The sequence below is a fragment of the Streptomyces sp. NPDC088732 genome, from assembly GCF_044751205.1.
Taxonomy (GTDB): Bacteria; Actinomycetota; Actinomycetes; order Streptomycetales; family Streptomycetaceae; genus Actinacidiphila.
The window spans coordinates 570,200-585,196 of sequence record NZ_JBIVLI010000002.1 but is presented as its reverse complement, the minus strand read 5'-3'; the positions used below and the strand labels follow the sequence as shown (position 1 = coordinate 585,196).

Genomic DNA, 14,997 nt, shown 5'->3' with positions numbered 1-14,997 from the left:
TTAAGGCTCCCAGTAGACGACTGGGTTGATAGGCCGGATGTGGAAGCCCAGTAATGGGTGGAGCTGACCGGTACTAATAAGCCGAGGGCTTGTCCATAGGTTGCTCGCGTCCACTGTGTAGTTCTGAAACAACGAACCCCGGTTCGTACAGTTTCATAGTGTTTCGGTGGTCATAGCGTTAGGGAAACGCCCGGTTACATTTCGAACCCGGAAGCTAAGCCTTTCAGCGCCGATGGTACTGCAGGGGGGACCCTGTGGGAGAGTAGGACGCCGCCGAACAATTCTTCAGCCTCAACCCCCGAGCTCATGCTCGGGGGTTGAGGCTTTTTTGCGTTGTGATGGCAACCGCCTTTACAGGCGGCCGGCGGCCTTGAGTGCGAGGTAGGCGTCTGCCAGGGCGGGGGCGATATCGGCCGGCGGGGCGTCGACGACGGTGATGCCGTGGCGGGAAAGGCGCTCGGCGACCCGACGCCGTTCTGCGCGGGCTTGTTCTGCCGCGGCGGCCGCGTAGACCGCGTCGATGCTGCTGCGGCCCGTGGCCATGTCTTCGAGGCGAGGATCGGCGACGGAGGCGACGAGGACCTCGTGGCGGTGCGTGAGCTGGGGGAGGACCGGCAGGAGGCCTTCTTCCATGGGAGCGGCGTCCAGGCCCGTGAGCAGTACCACCAAAGAGCGGTGGGAGGCCCGTTGGAGGACCGTCGCGACCAGCCCTCGTGCATCGGTTTCGACGAGTTCGGCGTCCAGCGGGGTCATGGCGTCGACGAAGGCGGGAAGCATGTCGCGGGCGGAGCGGCCCTGCACCGCGGCCCGTACCCGGCGGTCGTAGGCGAGGAGGTCCACACGGTCGCCTGCGCGGGCGGCGAGCACCGTGAGGAGCAGAGCCGCGTCCATGGCGGCGTCCAGGCGTGGTGCGTCGCCCACGCGTCCCGCCGAGGTGCGTCCGGTGTCCAGGACGACGAGGATGTGCCGGTCGCGTTCGGGGCGCCAGGTCCGGACGGCGACGGCGGAGCGGCGGGCGGTGGCCCGCCAGTCGATGGAGCGGGTGTCGTCGCCGGGGATGTACTCGCGCAGCGAGTCGAACTCGGTTCCCTGTCCGCGGATGAGGACGGAGGTACGGCCGTCGAGTTCCCGCAGACGCGCGAGGCGGGAGGGGAGGTGCTTGCGGCTGTGGAAGGGCGGCAGCACGCGAACGGTCCAGGGCACCCGGTGCGACCCCTGGCGGGCGGCCAGGCCGAGGGGGCCGAAGGAGCGGACGGTGACACGCTCCGCCCGGCGGTCACCGCGGCGGGTGGGCCGGAGGACGGTGCTGAGGCGGCGGCGCTCGCCTGCCGGGACGGACAGCCTGTGGCGTGAGGACGTGACCTCGGTGCCGGGGTGCCAGCTGCTGGGCGGCCAGGCGTCGCGCAGGGCGGCACGAAGAGCTCGGCGACTCGGGTTCGTCACGGTGAGCGTGACCTCCGCACTCTCGCCGAGTCGAACTGATGTATCACCGGTTCGGGTGAAATGGAGCTTTCGTACTGGCGCGGCGAGGGCGAGGTCGCACAGAATTCCGAGAAGAAGGACGCCTTCGACGATCAGGATGCCGTTCCAGTCAGGGAGGAGCAGCCCGACGACGAGGGCGCCGATCGCGGCGAGGAGGGCGGTTCGTCCGGTCAGTGACATCGGTCGGCCCGTCGTCTCAGCGGGGCACGGGGACGTGGGCGAGGACCGAGGTGATGACCGAGTCGGCGGTCGTGCCTTCCATCTCGGCTTCGGGCCGCAACTGGATCCGGTGCCGGAGTGTGGGCAGAGCCAAGGCCTTCACGTCGTCGGGCGTGACGTAGTCGCGTCCGGTCAGCCAGGCCCAGGCCCTGGCGGTGGCAAGGAGGGCGGTGGCTCCGCGAGGGGAGACACCGAGAGCGAGTGAGGGGGAGTCACGGGTGGCACGGCAGATATCGACGATGTAGGCGGTGATGTCGGGGGAGACCGACGTCTTGGCGACCGCAGCACGTGCGGCGTCGAGGTCGGCGGGACCGGCGACGGGGCGGATGCCGGCGGAGTCCAGGTCGCGGGGGTTGAAGCCGTCGGCGTGCCGGGTGAGGACGTCGATCTCGGTCTCGCGGGAGGGCAGGGGCAGCACCAGCTTGAGCAGGAAGCGGTCCAGCTGGGCCTCCGGGAGGGGATAGGTGCCCTCGTACTCGACCGGGTTCTGCGTCGCCGCGACCAGGAACGGTTCCGGCAGCGGGCGAGGGAGGCCGTCGACGGTGACCTGGCGCTCCTCCATTGCCTCCAGGAGTGAGGCCTGGGTCTTGGGAGGTGTGCGGTTGATTTCGTCGGCGAGAAGGAGGTTGGTGAAGACGGGACCGGCCTGGAAGGAGAACTCGGCGGTGCGGGCGTCGTAGATGAGGGATCCGGTGATGTCGCCGGGCATCAGGTCGGGCGTGAACTGGACGCGCTTGGTCTCCAGTCGGAGCGACGCTGCCAGGGCGCGCACCAGCAGTGTCTTGGCGACACCGGGCACGCCTTCGAGCAGGACGTGCCCTCGGCAGAGGAGGGCCACCACCAGGCCTGTGACTGCCGGGTCCTGGCCGACGACGGCCTTGGCGATTTCGGTGCGCAGTGCCTCCAGGGAGGCGCGGGCACTGTCGGCGGTGGGAGCGGCGCTCACGGGGTTGCTTTCCTCTCGTTGCGCAGGATGCGGCGTTCGAGTGCGTCGAGGTCGTCGGCGAGGCGCAGCAGGGCGGCGTCGTCGGCCGGGGGAGGGCCGTGCAGCGTGACATGCGGTTGTGCCGCGGGATCGTCAAGGCGTGCGGCGACGGCGGAGGCGAGGACGCCCGGGTCGTGGGCCTGGGATGGAGGGATGCCGAGAAGGGGGGCCAGCCGGTCCCGGGTCGCGGTCCGCAGTGCTTCGGCGGCGCGAGCGCGGGCGTTGCCCCGGCGGTAGAGGCGGGCCCGTCCTTCGGTGGCCTCCGCGGCGCGCACGGTCGCGGGCAGCCGTTCGGCGACGATCGGGCCCAGTCGGCGCGCCCGCCAGAGTGCGGCGAATGCGGCGGCGACGAGGAGTTGGAGGAAGGCCCAGCTCCAGCCGTCGGGGATGAGGTCGAGGAAGCTCTGCCGGCCGCCGTCGAACGCGGCCGCGTCATCGAGAGAGGGGAGGTACCAGACGAGGTGCGGGTGTGCGCCGAGGACCTGAAGGGCGAGGGAGGCGTTTCCCTGGTCGCGGAGGTTCTCGTTCTGCAGGAGTGTGTGGGTGCCGAGGACCACGATGTCACCGCCGTCCGCTGCTGGGAGACGCAGCAGGGTGGGGTTGCCGGCGGCGGTTCGGTAGCACCGGTCGGCCCCCTCGGCGGTGGTCGTGTAGGCGGTGCCGCCGAGATCGGCGTCGCCCGCGCGGACCGCCGCGGGCAGGTCGCATCCGGCCCGCCGGGTCCGGACGGAGGCCGGTCCGGCGTAGTGGACCCCAGGGGCCAGCACGCCGACGGACGCGTCGCTCGGGTCCAGCAGCACGGTCCGACCACCGCCGGACTGCGTCATGGCTTTGCGTAGACGCGACTGCTGACGATCCGTCAAGAGATCGGGGACGGTGACGAGAAGGGTGGTGTCGGGGCCGGCGGAGGAAGCGGCGTCGTCGGTGGTGGTGACGACCGTGGTCGTCACACCGCGGTGGCCGAGGAGTTGTGCCAGGGCCCGGCTTCCCGCCGGGTCGGGAGAACGGGGGTCCAGGGCATGGTGGTTCTCACCGGACTGCAGGACGGCGTAGGCGACGCCGAACAGGACGAGGGCGAGGCCCGCCGCCAGTACGGCACGCCAGCGGCTCCAGAGCTGATGTGCCGTGGGGGACGCGGAGGTCGAGGCAGGGGCCGGTGTCGTGGCCTGGGCCGTGGTCACGGGCGGGCGCCCCCGGACGGTCCAGCGGCCGTTGCGGCGAATCGGGGCTTGGCGCGCTCCACTTGGGTGTCCAGGTCGCGCAGGGCCGCATAGGCCTCGGGACTGCCGGGGCGGTTGCCGTAGGTGACGTCGTCGAAGGTGCGGGCGGCGTCGCGGAGCGCCGCGGCGTGGTCGGGGAGGTGGCGGCCGGCGTCGGCCACGGCCTCGTCGGCGGTGCGGCCGGGACGTGGGTCGATCACGGCGCGTTCCTCCAAGGAGCGCACGATCGCCCGCATCCGCTCCTGGACGGCCTCGGTCCAGGCGCCGTTGCGGGCATGCTCCTCGGCCGCCGCCCGGTGTTCCGCGGCGGTGCGCGGCGTCTCGGCGAACAGGCCGCCGGCCACGGTGGGCTGAGCCCGCAGCTTGCCGAGCCGCAGGCGCAGGGCGACGACCAGTACAACGACGAGCACGATCACCGTCACCAGGCCGACAGCGCCTCCGGGGGCGGCCCCGGAGGCACTGTCCATCAGGTCGGCGAACTTCCGCCACAGCCACGCGATGGCGCGCTGGAGGAGGCCGGGATCGTTCTGGTGGTAGACGGCCTTGGACAGTTCGTCCTCGGCCGCCTCGCGCGCCGGGACGCGCGGGATCGTGACCGGTACGCCCCCCGACACCGGCGTCAGGCCCCGGTGGCCGGACTCGCGCCGGGTGCGCCCGTCGGCTCCCCGTACCCGCTGACGCCGGCGGCGCGGGCGAGGTCGATGTCCAGGGCCTCGCGGCGGATGCGCTGGTCCATGTAGAGCAGGGCGGTCACGCCCGCACTGATGGGGAAGGTGATGGTGGATCCGATGACGGCGCCGATGCCGACGACGATCAGGTAGGACCAGCCGAGCCCGCCGGAGTTGGGCGAGGTGAAGGCGGACAGGCCGTCGCCGCTGATCGCCAGGCCCACGATCAGGAAGGGGATCTGGATGATCGAGGTGATGAGGTAGACGAGCAGCGAGGAGAGCAACTGGATACCCAGCACGCGCCACCACGAGCCGCGCACCAACTTGGACGACCGCGCCATCGACTTGACCACGCCCTGCTTCTCCAGCATCAGCGCGGGAGAGGCGAGGCTGAACCGGATCATCAGCCACACGACGACGACGAAAGCCGCCAGACCACCGAACAACGCGAGACTGAGCCCGGCACCGACGGAGCCGCCGACGGCCAGTGCCACCCCGGGGCCGATGCCGACGGCCACGATGCCCACCCCTATGAGGGCGATCAGGAGGGTCAGACCGAGCAGCCGGCTCAACTGGGGCCGGGCGTCGGACCAGGCCTCGCCCGTGGTGACCTGCCGGCCCAGCACGGCCCTGCTGATCACCATGGTGAGCATCGCGGTGGCGATCACCACGCCGAGCAGCGTGATGACCATGGTGACCCCGGCGCCCGCGAGGCTGCCGCCGACGGCGTCCGCGACATCGCTGAGGCTGGGCTCGGGGTTGTTCTCCAGGGCGTTGATGCTGCTGTTGTCGCTGAGCGCCAGCCCCTGCAGGAGCACCGAGGCGCCCTGGGTGACCAGGGAGACCACCAGGGCGATGCCCAGGACCGTCCGCCAGTGCGCGCGCATGGTGGAGACCGCCCCGTCCAGGATCTCGCCCACTCCCAGCGGCCGCAGCGGGATGACGCCGGGCTTGGGGGAGGGCGGAAGACCCCACTGCGGCTGCTGCCAGCCGCGCTGTCCGGTGCCGCCCCACGCGGGCGGCGGGGGCGGGCTGCCCCATCCTCCGCTTCCGGAGGCCTGCCACTGGCCGGCCGGAGGCTGCTGCTGAGTCCAGTTCGGGGGCGCAGAATCCTGCGGCGTGTCGGGCCCGTTCGGGTGGCCCGGCTCGTCGGAGGGGGAGGATCCGGGCGAGGCCCAGCCCGGAGAGTCGTTCATCATCGCTCCTTCGTTACTGCGCTACCCGATCGTTCAACGCCGGGACGGTGGCAATCGTGCCATGGGGTAAGTGGGCTTGTACCCGGGGATGCGGTACGCCGCAACCGTTCAAAACGTGCTGCCGTTCACGGCAGACTGGGCAGATGGGTGATCAGTACGTGGTATCTCTGGCCAACGAAACCAAGGGGAACCCCGACGAACCGCTCCCGACGCTCCGCTGGGAGGAGCCGCCGGAAGGGCCCGTCCTCGTCCTGCTCGACCAGACCCGTCTTCCCGCGGAGGAAGTGGAACTGGTCTGCACCGATGTGCCCGCACTCGTCGAGGCGATCCGCACCCTCGTCGTGCGCGGGGCGCCGGTGCTCGGTGTCGCGGGCGCCTACGGTGTGGCGCTCGCCGCCGTGCGCGGCTACGACGTCGACGAGGCCGCCGAATCCCTCGCGCATGCCCGGCCCACCGCCGTCAACCTGGCCTACGGCGTCAAGCGCGCCGTGGCCGCCTACCGCGCCGCGCTGAGCGGGGACGCCCAGGGCGACCCCGACCGCGCGGCGGCCGCCGCCCTCGCCGAGGCCCGCAGTCTCCACGCCGAGGACGCCGCGGCCAGCACCGCCATGGGCAGCAACGGCCTCCATCTGCTCTCCGAGCTCCTGCCCGGCGGCGGCTACCAGATCCTGACGCACTGCAACACCGGTGCGCTCGTCTCCGGCGGCGAGGGCACCGCCTTCGCCGTCGCCCTCGCCGCCCACCGGCGCGGCCAGCTGCGCCGGCTGTGGGTCGACGAGACCCGGCCGCTGCTCCAGGGCGCCCGGCTCACCGCCTACGAGGCCGCCCGCACCGGCATGGCGTACACGCTGCTCACCGACAGCGCCGCCGGTTCGCTCTTCGCCGCCGGGGAGGTGCACGCCGTCCTCGTGGGCGCCGACCGCATCGCCGCCGACGGCTCCGTCGCCAACAAGGTCGGCAGCTACCCGCTCGCCGTCCTCGCCCGCTACCACAACGTGCCCTTCGTCGTGGTGGCCCCGACCACCACCGTCGACCTGGACACACCGGACGGGGCGGCCGTGGAGATCGAGCAGCGTTCCGGTCACGAGGTCACGGACGTGTCAGGGCGCGCCGTGGCTCCGCTCGGCACCCAGGCGTACAACCCCGCGTTCGACATCACGCCGCCGAGCCTGATCACGGCGATAGTGACGGAGACCGGCGTGGTCTCGCCGGTCACGGCGGATGCGCTGGCGGCACTGTGCGCTCCCCGTGTCCCGGGTTCGCGATCCGGCACCGGGGTGATCCCTGGCTGAGGCACGGCGACGGCCCTCTGGCCCGCGCTGTGATGCGGGCCAGGGGCCGTGGCATGCCCTCCTCGCGGCCGGGCTCCCGGCGCTTCCTGGTACCGGCAGTCCGTGGAAGACGGATGCACTGGCTGCGCCGGGCTCCGCCGCCTCCACTGGAGTGGGTGAGGTCGCCGACCAACCGGAGCGATCCCCACCGTCGAGCACCCGCGAAGGAGTCGCTGTGAGCACCGACCGGAAGATCGCCCTCATCACCGGGGCCAACCGAGGCCTGGGCCGCGCCGGCGCCCTGCGGCTGGCCGCGGACGGGGTGGACGTCGTGATCACGTACCGGAACAACCGGGCCGAGGCGGAGGACGTCGTGGCGGCCGTCGAGGCTCTGGGCCGGACCGCGGTCGCCCTGCGGCTGGACACCGGCGCCGTGAGCTCCTTCGCCGGCTTCGCCGCGCAACTGGCCGGCGAGCTGAAGTCCCGCTGGGACAGGACCACCTTCGACTACCTGGTCAACAATGCCGGTCACGACCTGACGGCGTCCTTCGCGGAGACCACCGAGAAGGACTTCGACGACATGGTCTCCGTCCACCTCAAGGGCGCCTTCTTCCTCACCCAGTCCCTGCTGCCGCAGCTCGCCGACGGCGGCGCCGTCGTCAACGTCTCCACCGGCCTGACGCGCATCACCGCCCCCGGCCACGCCGCTTACGGCGCCGTCAAGGGCGCGGTCGAGGTCCTCACCCGCTACCAGGCCAAGGAGCTCGGCGCCCGCGGTATCCGCGTCAACGCCATCGCCCCCGGCGCGACGGCGACCGACTTCGGCGGCGGTGGCATGATCCACAACGAGCACGTGCGGACCCGGATCAGCTCTCAGGTCGCCCTCGGCCGCACGGGCGAGCCCGACGACATCGGCGCGGCGCTCGCCGCGCTGCTCTCGGACGCGAACCGGTGGGTCACCGCCCAGCGCATCGAGATCTCCGGCGGCCAGAGCCTGTGACCCGACCCGACCCGACCCGACCCGGCCGGGCCGCCCCTCCGGCCTGCCGGAACCGTCGCGAAGTGACCTTCGTCGGAGAACAAGGCCCTACGACCCGTCGCGCAGCTCGCCATGGACCTGGCAGGGTGTTCACTGTCCGGAACCAGGTGTCCGGAGACCGTATGCGTGAGTGACGCCACGGCTCCGAACATCCCAGGTCAACGGCAGATGCCAGTCGACGGAGAGCACGGCGGGGTGACGACGAACACCATGGTCAAAGCTATCGATGCGAAAATGGGATGATGGTCGCTATGAAGGGACGCGTCCTGGTCGTCGACGACGACACCGCACTGGCGGAGATGCTTGGCATCGTGCTGCGCGGCGAGGGTTTTGAGCCGTCGTTCGTGGCCGACGGTGACAAGGCCCTCGCCGCTTTCCGTGAGACCAAACCGGATCTGGTCCTCCTCGACCTCATGCTCCCCGGACGGGACGGCATCGACGTGTGCCGCCAGATCCGGGCCGAGTCCGGGGTACCCATCGTCATGCTCACCGCGAAGAGCGACACGGTCGACGTGGTGGTGGGCCTGGAGTCCGGCGCCGACGACTACGTGATCAAGCCCTTCAAGCCCAAGGAGCTGGTGGCCCGCGTGCGGGCCCGGCTGCGCAGGGCGGAGGAGCCGACACCCGAGCAGCTCACCATCGGCGACCTCGTCATCGACGTCGCCGGCCACTCGGTCAAGCGGGACGGGCAGCCCATCGCGCTGACCCCGCTCGAGTTCGACCTGCTGGTCGCGCTCGCCCGCAAACCGTGGCAGGTCTTCACCCGCGAGGTGCTCCTCGAGCAGGTCTGGGGCTACCGGCACGCGGCCGACACCCGCCTGGTCAACGTCCACGTCCAACGGCTGCGCTCCAAGGTCGAACGCGACCCCGAGCGCCCCGAGATCGTGGTGACCGTCCGCGGCGTCGGCTACAAGGCCGGACCGGGCTGACATGGGGACCCCGTACGAGCGTGAGCGGCAGGAGAGCCGGCACGCGGACCCCCTCACGGGCCTGCTGCCGGTGCTCCGCTCGTGCGTCCGCTGGGCCAGGCGGCCCCTCCAGCCCGCCACCCGGCTGTGGCGGCGCAACATCCAGCTGCGCGTCGTCGCCACCACACTGCTGATGTCGCTGGGCGTCGTGCTGCTCCTCGGCGTGGTCGTGATCGGCCAGGTCAAGAACGGACTGCTCGACGCCAAGCGGCAGACCGCGCAGAGCCAGGCCGTCGGCGGCTTCGCCGTGGCCAAGGAGAAGGCCCGCAACGTCACCGACAGCGGCGACTCCGGCACCGACGCGCGCAGCCAGACCGACACCGCGACCTGGCTCAACAACCTCGTCGAACAGCTCGCCAGCGGCGGCCAGGGCGTCTACTCCGTCGTCGCCCTCAGCTCCAACGCCGAGCAGCAGATGACGTACAGCACCCAGGCCGACAGCCCCGGCACCCACGGTCCCCGCGGCTCCGGCGGGGTGTGGCCCGAGGAGAGCGTGCCGGCCGACCTGCGGCAGTCCCTCGACGGCACGCTGGAGGTCTACGAGCGCTACACCTCGATGAAGAGCGACAGCGTCCCCCAGGGGGAACCCGCCCTCATCGTCGGACAGCGCCTCAACGACCCCAACGGCAAGCCCTACCAGCTGTACTACCTCTTCCCCTTCGACCAGGAGGAGAAGACCCTCGGCCTGGTCAAGGGCACCCTCGCCACCGCCGGCATCTTCGTCGTCGTGCTGCTCGGCGCCATCGCCTGGCTCGTCGTGCGGCAGGTCGTCACCCCCGTCCGCATGGCCGCCCAGATCTCCGAACGGCTGGCCGCCGGACACCTGCAGGAACGCATGAAGGTCACCGGCGAGGACGACATCGCCCGGCTCGGCGAGTCCTTCAACAAGATGGCCCAGACCCTCCAGGTCAAGATCCAGCAGCTGGAGGACCTGTCCCGGATGCAGCGCCGGTTCGTCTCCGACGTCTCCCACGAACTGCGCACCCCGCTGACCACGGTCCGCATGGCCGCCGACGTTATCCACGAGGCCCGCGAGGACTTCGACCCGGCGACGTCCCGCTCCGCCGAACTGCTCCAGAACCAACTGGACCGGTTCGAGTCGATGCTCTCCGACCTGCTGGAGATCAGCCGGTTCGACGCCGGTGCCGCGGCCCTGGAGGCCGAGCCGATAGACCTGCGCGACGTCGTGCGCCGGGTCGTCGACGGCGCCGAGCCGCTGGCGGAGCGCAAGGGCAGCCGCATCGTCGTCCACGGCGACGAGCAGCCCGTGACCGTCGAGGCCGACGCCCGGCGCGTCGAGCGGGTCCTGCGCAACCTCGTCGTCAACGCCGTCGAGCACGGCGAGGGCCGCGACGTCCACGTCCGCATGGCCTCGGCCGGCGGGGCCGTCGCCGTGGCCGTCCGCGACTACGGCGTCGGCCTCAAGCCCGGCGAGGCCACCCGCGTCTTCAACCGCTTCTGGCGCGCCGACCCCGCGCGCGCCCGCACCACCGGCGGCACCGGCCTCGGCCTGTCCATCGCGCTCGAGGACGCCCGGCTGCACGGCGGCTGGCTGCAGGCCTGGGGCGAACCGGGCGGCGGCTCGCAGTTCCGGCTGACCCTGCCCCGCACCGGCGCCGACAGCCTGCGCGGCTCCCCGATCGCCCTGGAACCCGAGGACTCGCGCCGCAACCGCGAGCTGAACGCCGGCCCCCGCGCCATGCCCGCCGGCGCCATCGCGCTCGGCGCGGCCCTCGAAGGCGCGGCCGTCCCGGCGCACACCCCGGCCCTGCACGGGGTGCCGGTGTCGCGGTTCGCCGCGCCCGCCATCCCCAACATGCCGCTCAGCGCTCCCCGGCCCCCAGCCGCGGACCCCGCCGCACTGCCCGGCAACGGCGCCCGCGTCGTCGGCCACCGGGCCGGCAGCGGCACGGCCACCCACACCACCACCACGGACCAGGCGCGGGAGGACGAGAGCTGATGCGCGCGATGGGGGGCGGCCGACCGCGGCCGGTCAAGGCGGGCATGCTCCTGGGCTGTCTCCTCGTCCTGCTCACGGGCTGCGCCTCCATGCCCGACAGCGGCGAGGTGCACCGCGTCGGCGGCGAGCAGCACGCGGACACCGACCCCCAGGTACGCGTCTACGGCGTGAAACCGCAGAAGGGCGAGACGCCGCGGGAGATCGTCAGCGGTTTCCTGGAGGCGACCACCAGCGACGAGGCGAAGTACGACACCGCCAAGCTCTACATGACCAAGGAGCAGGCCCAGCTGTGGAAGCCGGACTCCGGGATCACCATCCTCGCCGACGGCCCCACCCAGGTGCAGGAGCCGGACGCCACGGGTGACGGCAAGGGCGACGACGGCACCCAAATCAGCCTCACCGGTGAGAAGGTCGCCGCGGTCGACGCCAGGCACGCGTACCGCGCGGACGAGGGCACCTTCAGCACCGGGATCCGGCTGACCAAGGAGAACGGCGAATGGCGCATCGCCGGCGTCGCCGACGGGCTCGTGCTGAGCGAGGCCGACTTCACCCGCTTCTACCGCTCGGTGGACACGTACTACTTCGCCTCCCTGGGCGCGGACGCCCTCACCGGGCATCGCGATTCCCTGGTCGCCGACCCCCTGTACCTGCGCAAGCGCATCAACCCGCTGGCCGCGACCGTCGACGCGCTGCTGACCGGACCGACCGACTGGCTCCAGCCCGTCGTCGAATCGGCTTTCTCCAGCGGCATCCGCGCCACCAAGGTCTCCCTGGACGACACCCAGCGCCTCACCGTCCGGCTCAACCGCGCGCCCGGCGACGGCCCTCGCTGCGAGCGGATGGCCGCCCAGCTCATCCAGACCGTGCAGGGCATGTCCTCCAGCCCCCTGCCGTCCGTGGAGGTGCAGGGCCCGGCCGGCCGCGTCGCCTGCTCCCTGTCGCGGGAGCAGGCCGCCAGTGCCTACGCACCGGAGGGGCTGGCCGGTCAGGGCAACGAGCAGTACTTCATCGACGCCGAGCACCACCTCGTCAGCCTCAGCGGCGAGGGCACCCAGCCCATCACGGTGCCCGGGCCCTTCGGGTCGGGGCCGCTCAAGCTGGGCACCGTCGCGGTGCGCCGCGACGAGCAGTCCGCGGCCGGGGTCACCGACGACGGCGCCGACCTCTACGTCTCCTCGCTGAACGCGGGCGGGGAGCTCGGGCCGGTCGTCGCGCAGAGTGAGGCCGCCGACCGGAAGAACCGGCTCAGCGCGCCCAGCTGGGACGGCTACGGCGGCCTGTGGGTCGCCGACCGCGACCCCAACCGGCCCCGGCTGCTCATGTTCCGCGACGGTGCCGGCACACCCGTCGACGTCGCGGTGCCGGAGCTCGGCGACGGCCGGATCGAGTCGCTGCGGGTGGCCGCCGACGGTGTCCGCATCGCCCTGCTGGTGAGCGAGGGCAAGCACACCACGCTGCGGCTCGGCCGCATCGAACGCACCGGGCCCTCCGACGACCCGCAGATCGCCGTCGCCGACCTGCGCCGCGTGACCCCGCAGCTGGAGGACGTCATAGCGGCCTCCTGGGCGGGGGTGAGCCGCCTCGTGGTGGTGGGCCGGGAGACCGGGGGCGTCCCCCAGATCCAGTACATCAACGCGGACGGCTCGGCGTCCTTCACCCCGAGCCTGCCCGGCATCAGCGGCGTCAAGTCGGTGGCCGCCTCCGAGAACCAGGACAAGCCGCTGCTCGCGGAACTGGACGGCGGCATCTTCCGGCTGCCCCCGGACGCGAACTGGAAGGAAGTCACCCCCAAGGGCACCGCGCCGGTCTATCCGGGCTGAGCGGCGGCCGGGCGTCGGTTGCGTGGACAACACACAGGCGAGGCACCGTAGAAACGTGACAAAGCGGGTCTTTTCTGTCGTGCTCGGCCTCCCGCGAAGCTTTACCCACAGGAGTTATCCACAGCCCTGTGGACGACCCTGGCGGATGTCTCCCCCACCCGGCATCGTTGAGTCATGCGAGGCCTACGGGAATGGTGGCGCGAAATCGCGGGTCTGGTGCTGCCGGGGGAGTGCGCGGGGTGCGGCGCGCCGCGCACCGGACTGTGCGAGGAGTGCGGGGCGACGCTGTACGAGCCGGGGGCGCGGCGCGTATGGCCCGACCCGCCGCCCGCCGGGCTCCCGGAGGTGTGGGCGGCGGCCGTCTACGCCGACCAGCCGCGCGCCGTGCTGCTCGCGCACAAGGAGCGCGGCGCCCTCGGGCTGGCGCGGCCGCTGGGCGCGGCGCTGGCGGGCGCCGTCTACGCGGCGGTGAGGGGAGGGGGTGGGGGAGGGGCCCCCGAGACCGGGCCGCTGCTCCTCGTCCCCGTCCCCTCCTCCCGCCGCGCCGTCGCCTCCCGCGGCCACGACGCCACCCGCCGCATGGCCCGGGCCGCCGCCGCGGACCTCCGCCGGGACGGGCTCCCCGTGCGGGCCGCCAGGGTCCTGCGGCAGCGCCGCCCCGTCGCCGACCAGGCGGGCCTCGCCGCACCGGACCGGCTCGCCAACCTCTCCGGGGCCCTGGAAGCCGTACCGGGCGCCGCCGGACTGCTCAGTCGCACCGGGGCGGTCCTCGTGGACGACCTGATGACCACGGGTGCCTCCCTGGTGGCCGCCGCCCGGGCCGTCGAGGCGGCCGGCGGCCGAGTCCTTGCCGCCGCGGTGATCGGCGGCCCGGCTCCGCTGCGCCGCCGAACGGAGTAGCGGGGCCGCCCGTCCGTGAGCAAGGCGCGTCACGGAGTGCGGCACGGCCAGGGGTGCCGGAAACGGCGCGCGCCGGTGCCCGGAAGCGGGTCCGCAGCCCCTCGTGCGCGGGTGGTCGCCTCCGCGCGCCGGTAAGCGGAACCCCTCGGGCACCGGTGATGTTGCAGGTCGTGCAACCGCCGTTTCACCCGAACGGAGGTATCGCCCCGCTGGGGGTGCCGACCGTGGTACTCCGGGTCTATGTTCGGTTGTGAGGGACGCGGCCGCCGGAGGTGGCCCGCCGTTCCGCGGACCGCGGGTTGTGGTTCACCCACCGTTCAGTGGATGTTGATCTTTCTCCCGGGGGAGGAGGAGGTGAGAGTTGCGGCTTCGCCGCCCCGGAGGCCTCCGGAGGTGTGCGGAGTGGCTACGAACGTCGACGCCGGGCGGGACCTGGTACCCGCCGGCCTCAGCGCAAGGGATTCGTCCTGTGCGAACGGGGCGATCCGGGAACGGAGTTCTGCGTGGACATCGTCGTCAAGGGCCGCAAGACCGAGGTGCCCGAGCGGTTCCGGAAGCACGTGACCGAGAAGCTGGACAAGATCCAGAAGCTCGACGGCAAGGTGATCAGCCTCGAGGTCGAGGTGTCGAAGGAGCCCAACCCCCGGCAGGCGGACCGCTCCGACCGGGTGGAGATCACCTTGCTCTCGCGTGGACCGGTGATCCGGGCCGAGGCCGCCGCTACGGATCCGTACGCGGCGCTCGACCTCGCGGTGAGCAAGCTCGAGGCGCGACTGCGCAAGGCCGCCGACAAACGCAGGGTGCACCACCGCGGCGGGAGCCGTGCGCCCCTCAGCGTGGCGGAGGCGACGGCCGTGCTGGCCGCCGAGGAGTCCAACGGCACCCGGCCCGCGGACGACTCCGCCGCCGGCGTGCCCACCACCAAGATGGGTTCCCTGGAGGTCCAGGGCGAAGGCCCGCTGGTGGTGCGCGAGAAGACGCATGCGGCAGCACCGATGACGCTCGATCAGGCGCTCTACGAGATGGAACTGATCGGGCACGATTTCTATCTGTTCATCGACTCCGACACGGAACAACCGAGTGTCGTCTACCGGCGGCACGGCTACGACTACGGCGTCATCCACCTGAAGGCGGACCCCTCCGTCATGGTGGCGCCGTCCGGTGCGGGAGGAGCGCTGCGCCGGTGATGTGACGGTAACGGGCGGCGCCCCCGGGCGGGAAACGACCTCCGTCCGGGGGCGTTGCCGTGTCCCGGCATGGAATCATGGC

General features: G+C 72.1%; 13 protein-coding genes and 2 rRNA genes. 10 read left to right on the top strand and 5 right to left on the bottom strand.

All coding sequences use genetic code 11. From position 1 onward, the window contains the following. Both ACIP9H_RS05490 and rrf read left to right on the top strand, forming a co-directional pair. Nucleotides 1–97, top strand: a 23S ribosomal RNA gene (locus ACIP9H_RS05490); the annotation flags it as partial. A 65-nt stretch (nucleotides 98–162) separates the two neighbouring features. Then, a 5S ribosomal RNA gene (rrf, locus tag ACIP9H_RS05485) occupies nucleotides 163–279 on the top strand. 72 nt (nucleotides 280–351) lie between these two features. Here the strand turns inward: rrf and ACIP9H_RS05480 are convergent. After that, nucleotides 352–1,443 (bottom strand): DUF58 domain-containing protein, encoded by a 1,092-nt coding sequence (locus tag ACIP9H_RS05480; RefSeq protein ID WP_401596943.1) that lies wholly within the window; start codon nucleotides 1,441–1,443, stop codon nucleotides 352–354. 60 nt (nucleotides 1,444–1,503) lie between these two features. Here ACIP9H_RS05480 and ACIP9H_RS05475 point away from each other — a divergent pair, with 60 nt between their 5' ends. Beyond that, on the top strand, nucleotides 1,504–1,659 hold the full coding sequence (locus ACIP9H_RS05475) for a hypothetical protein (RefSeq protein WP_401596946.1): 156 nt from the start codon (nucleotides 1,504–1,506) through the stop codon (nucleotides 1,657–1,659). 19 nt (nucleotides 1,660–1,678) lie between these two features. Here the strand turns inward: ACIP9H_RS05475 and ACIP9H_RS05470 are convergent, their stop codons facing one another. Genes ACIP9H_RS05470 through ACIP9H_RS05455 form a run of 4 tightly spaced genes read right to left on the bottom strand, consistent with a single transcriptional unit; the run spans nucleotide 1,679 to nucleotide 5,770 of the window. After that, entirely contained in the window at nucleotides 1,679–2,647 is a 969-nt protein-coding gene (locus ACIP9H_RS05470; protein ID WP_401596949.1) for an AAA family ATPase, read from the bottom strand. Continuing rightward, entirely contained in the window at nucleotides 2,644–3,867 is a 1,224-nt protein-coding gene (locus ACIP9H_RS05465; RefSeq protein ID WP_401596952.1) for a DUF4350 domain-containing protein, read from the bottom strand. Before ACIP9H_RS05465 ends, ACIP9H_RS05470 begins: the two co-directional genes overlap by 4 nt. Further along, a complete protein-coding gene (locus ACIP9H_RS05460) occupies nucleotides 3,864–4,520 on the bottom strand; it encodes a DUF4129 domain-containing protein (RefSeq protein ID WP_401596955.1) in 657 nt (218 codons plus the stop codon). The genes ACIP9H_RS05465 and ACIP9H_RS05460 overlap by 4 nt, the downstream gene beginning before the upstream one ends. 5 nt (nucleotides 4,521–4,525) lie before the next feature. Further along, entirely contained in the window at nucleotides 4,526–5,770 is a 1,245-nt protein-coding gene (locus tag ACIP9H_RS05455; RefSeq protein ID WP_401957618.1) for a glycerophosphoryl diester phosphodiesterase membrane domain-containing protein, read from the bottom strand. A 143-nt stretch (nucleotides 5,771–5,913) separates the two neighbouring features. On the opposite strand from ACIP9H_RS05455, the gene mtnA reads away from it, so the two are divergent. The 7 genes from mtnA to hpf all read left to right on the top strand — a co-directional run bounded on the left by mtnA (nucleotide 5,914) and on the right by hpf (nucleotide 14,915). Further along, nucleotides 5,914–7,062, top strand: a complete 1,149-nt coding sequence (mtnA, locus tag ACIP9H_RS05450; RefSeq protein ID WP_401596961.1) for an S-methyl-5-thioribose-1-phosphate isomerase — start codon at nucleotides 5,914–5,916, stop codon at nucleotides 7,060–7,062. Nucleotides 7,063–7,276: 214 nt separating this feature from the next. Continuing rightward, entirely contained in the window at nucleotides 7,277–8,041 is a 765-nt protein-coding gene (locus ACIP9H_RS05445) for an SDR family NAD(P)-dependent oxidoreductase (RefSeq protein ID WP_401596963.1), read from the top strand. A gap of 278 nt (nucleotides 8,042–8,319) precedes the next feature. Next, complete coding sequence (gene mtrA, locus ACIP9H_RS05440) at nucleotides 8,320–9,009, top strand: two-component system response regulator MtrA (protein WP_078620260.1); 690 nt, start codon at nucleotides 8,320–8,322, stop codon at nucleotides 9,007–9,009. Between the two features lies 1 nt (nucleotide 9,010). Then, complete coding sequence (gene mtrB, locus ACIP9H_RS05435) at nucleotides 9,011–11,008, top strand: MtrAB system histidine kinase MtrB (protein ID WP_401957613.1); 1,998 nt, start codon at nucleotides 9,011–9,013, stop codon at nucleotides 11,006–11,008. Then, the gene (locus ACIP9H_RS05430) at nucleotides 11,008–12,828 is read left to right on the top strand and encodes an LpqB family beta-propeller domain-containing protein (protein ID WP_401596969.1); all 1,821 of its coding nucleotides are present in this window, start codon (nucleotides 11,008–11,010) and stop codon (nucleotides 12,826–12,828) included. Before mtrB ends, ACIP9H_RS05430 begins: the two co-directional genes overlap by 1 nt. 174 nt (nucleotides 12,829–13,002) lie before the next feature. Next, nucleotides 13,003–13,728 carry a ComF family protein gene (locus ACIP9H_RS05425; RefSeq protein WP_401957610.1) on the top strand — a complete coding sequence of 242 codons (726 nt, stop codon included), beginning with the start codon at nucleotides 13,003–13,005 and terminating at the stop codon, nucleotides 13,726–13,728. Nucleotides 13,729–14,231: 503 nt separating this feature from the next. Continuing rightward, nucleotides 14,232–14,915 carry a ribosome hibernation-promoting factor, HPF/YfiA family gene (gene hpf, locus ACIP9H_RS05420; protein WP_401596975.1) on the top strand — a complete coding sequence of 228 codons (684 nt, stop codon included), beginning with the start codon at nucleotides 14,232–14,234 and terminating at the stop codon, nucleotides 14,913–14,915. Nucleotides 14,916–14,997 lie beyond the last annotated feature (82 nt).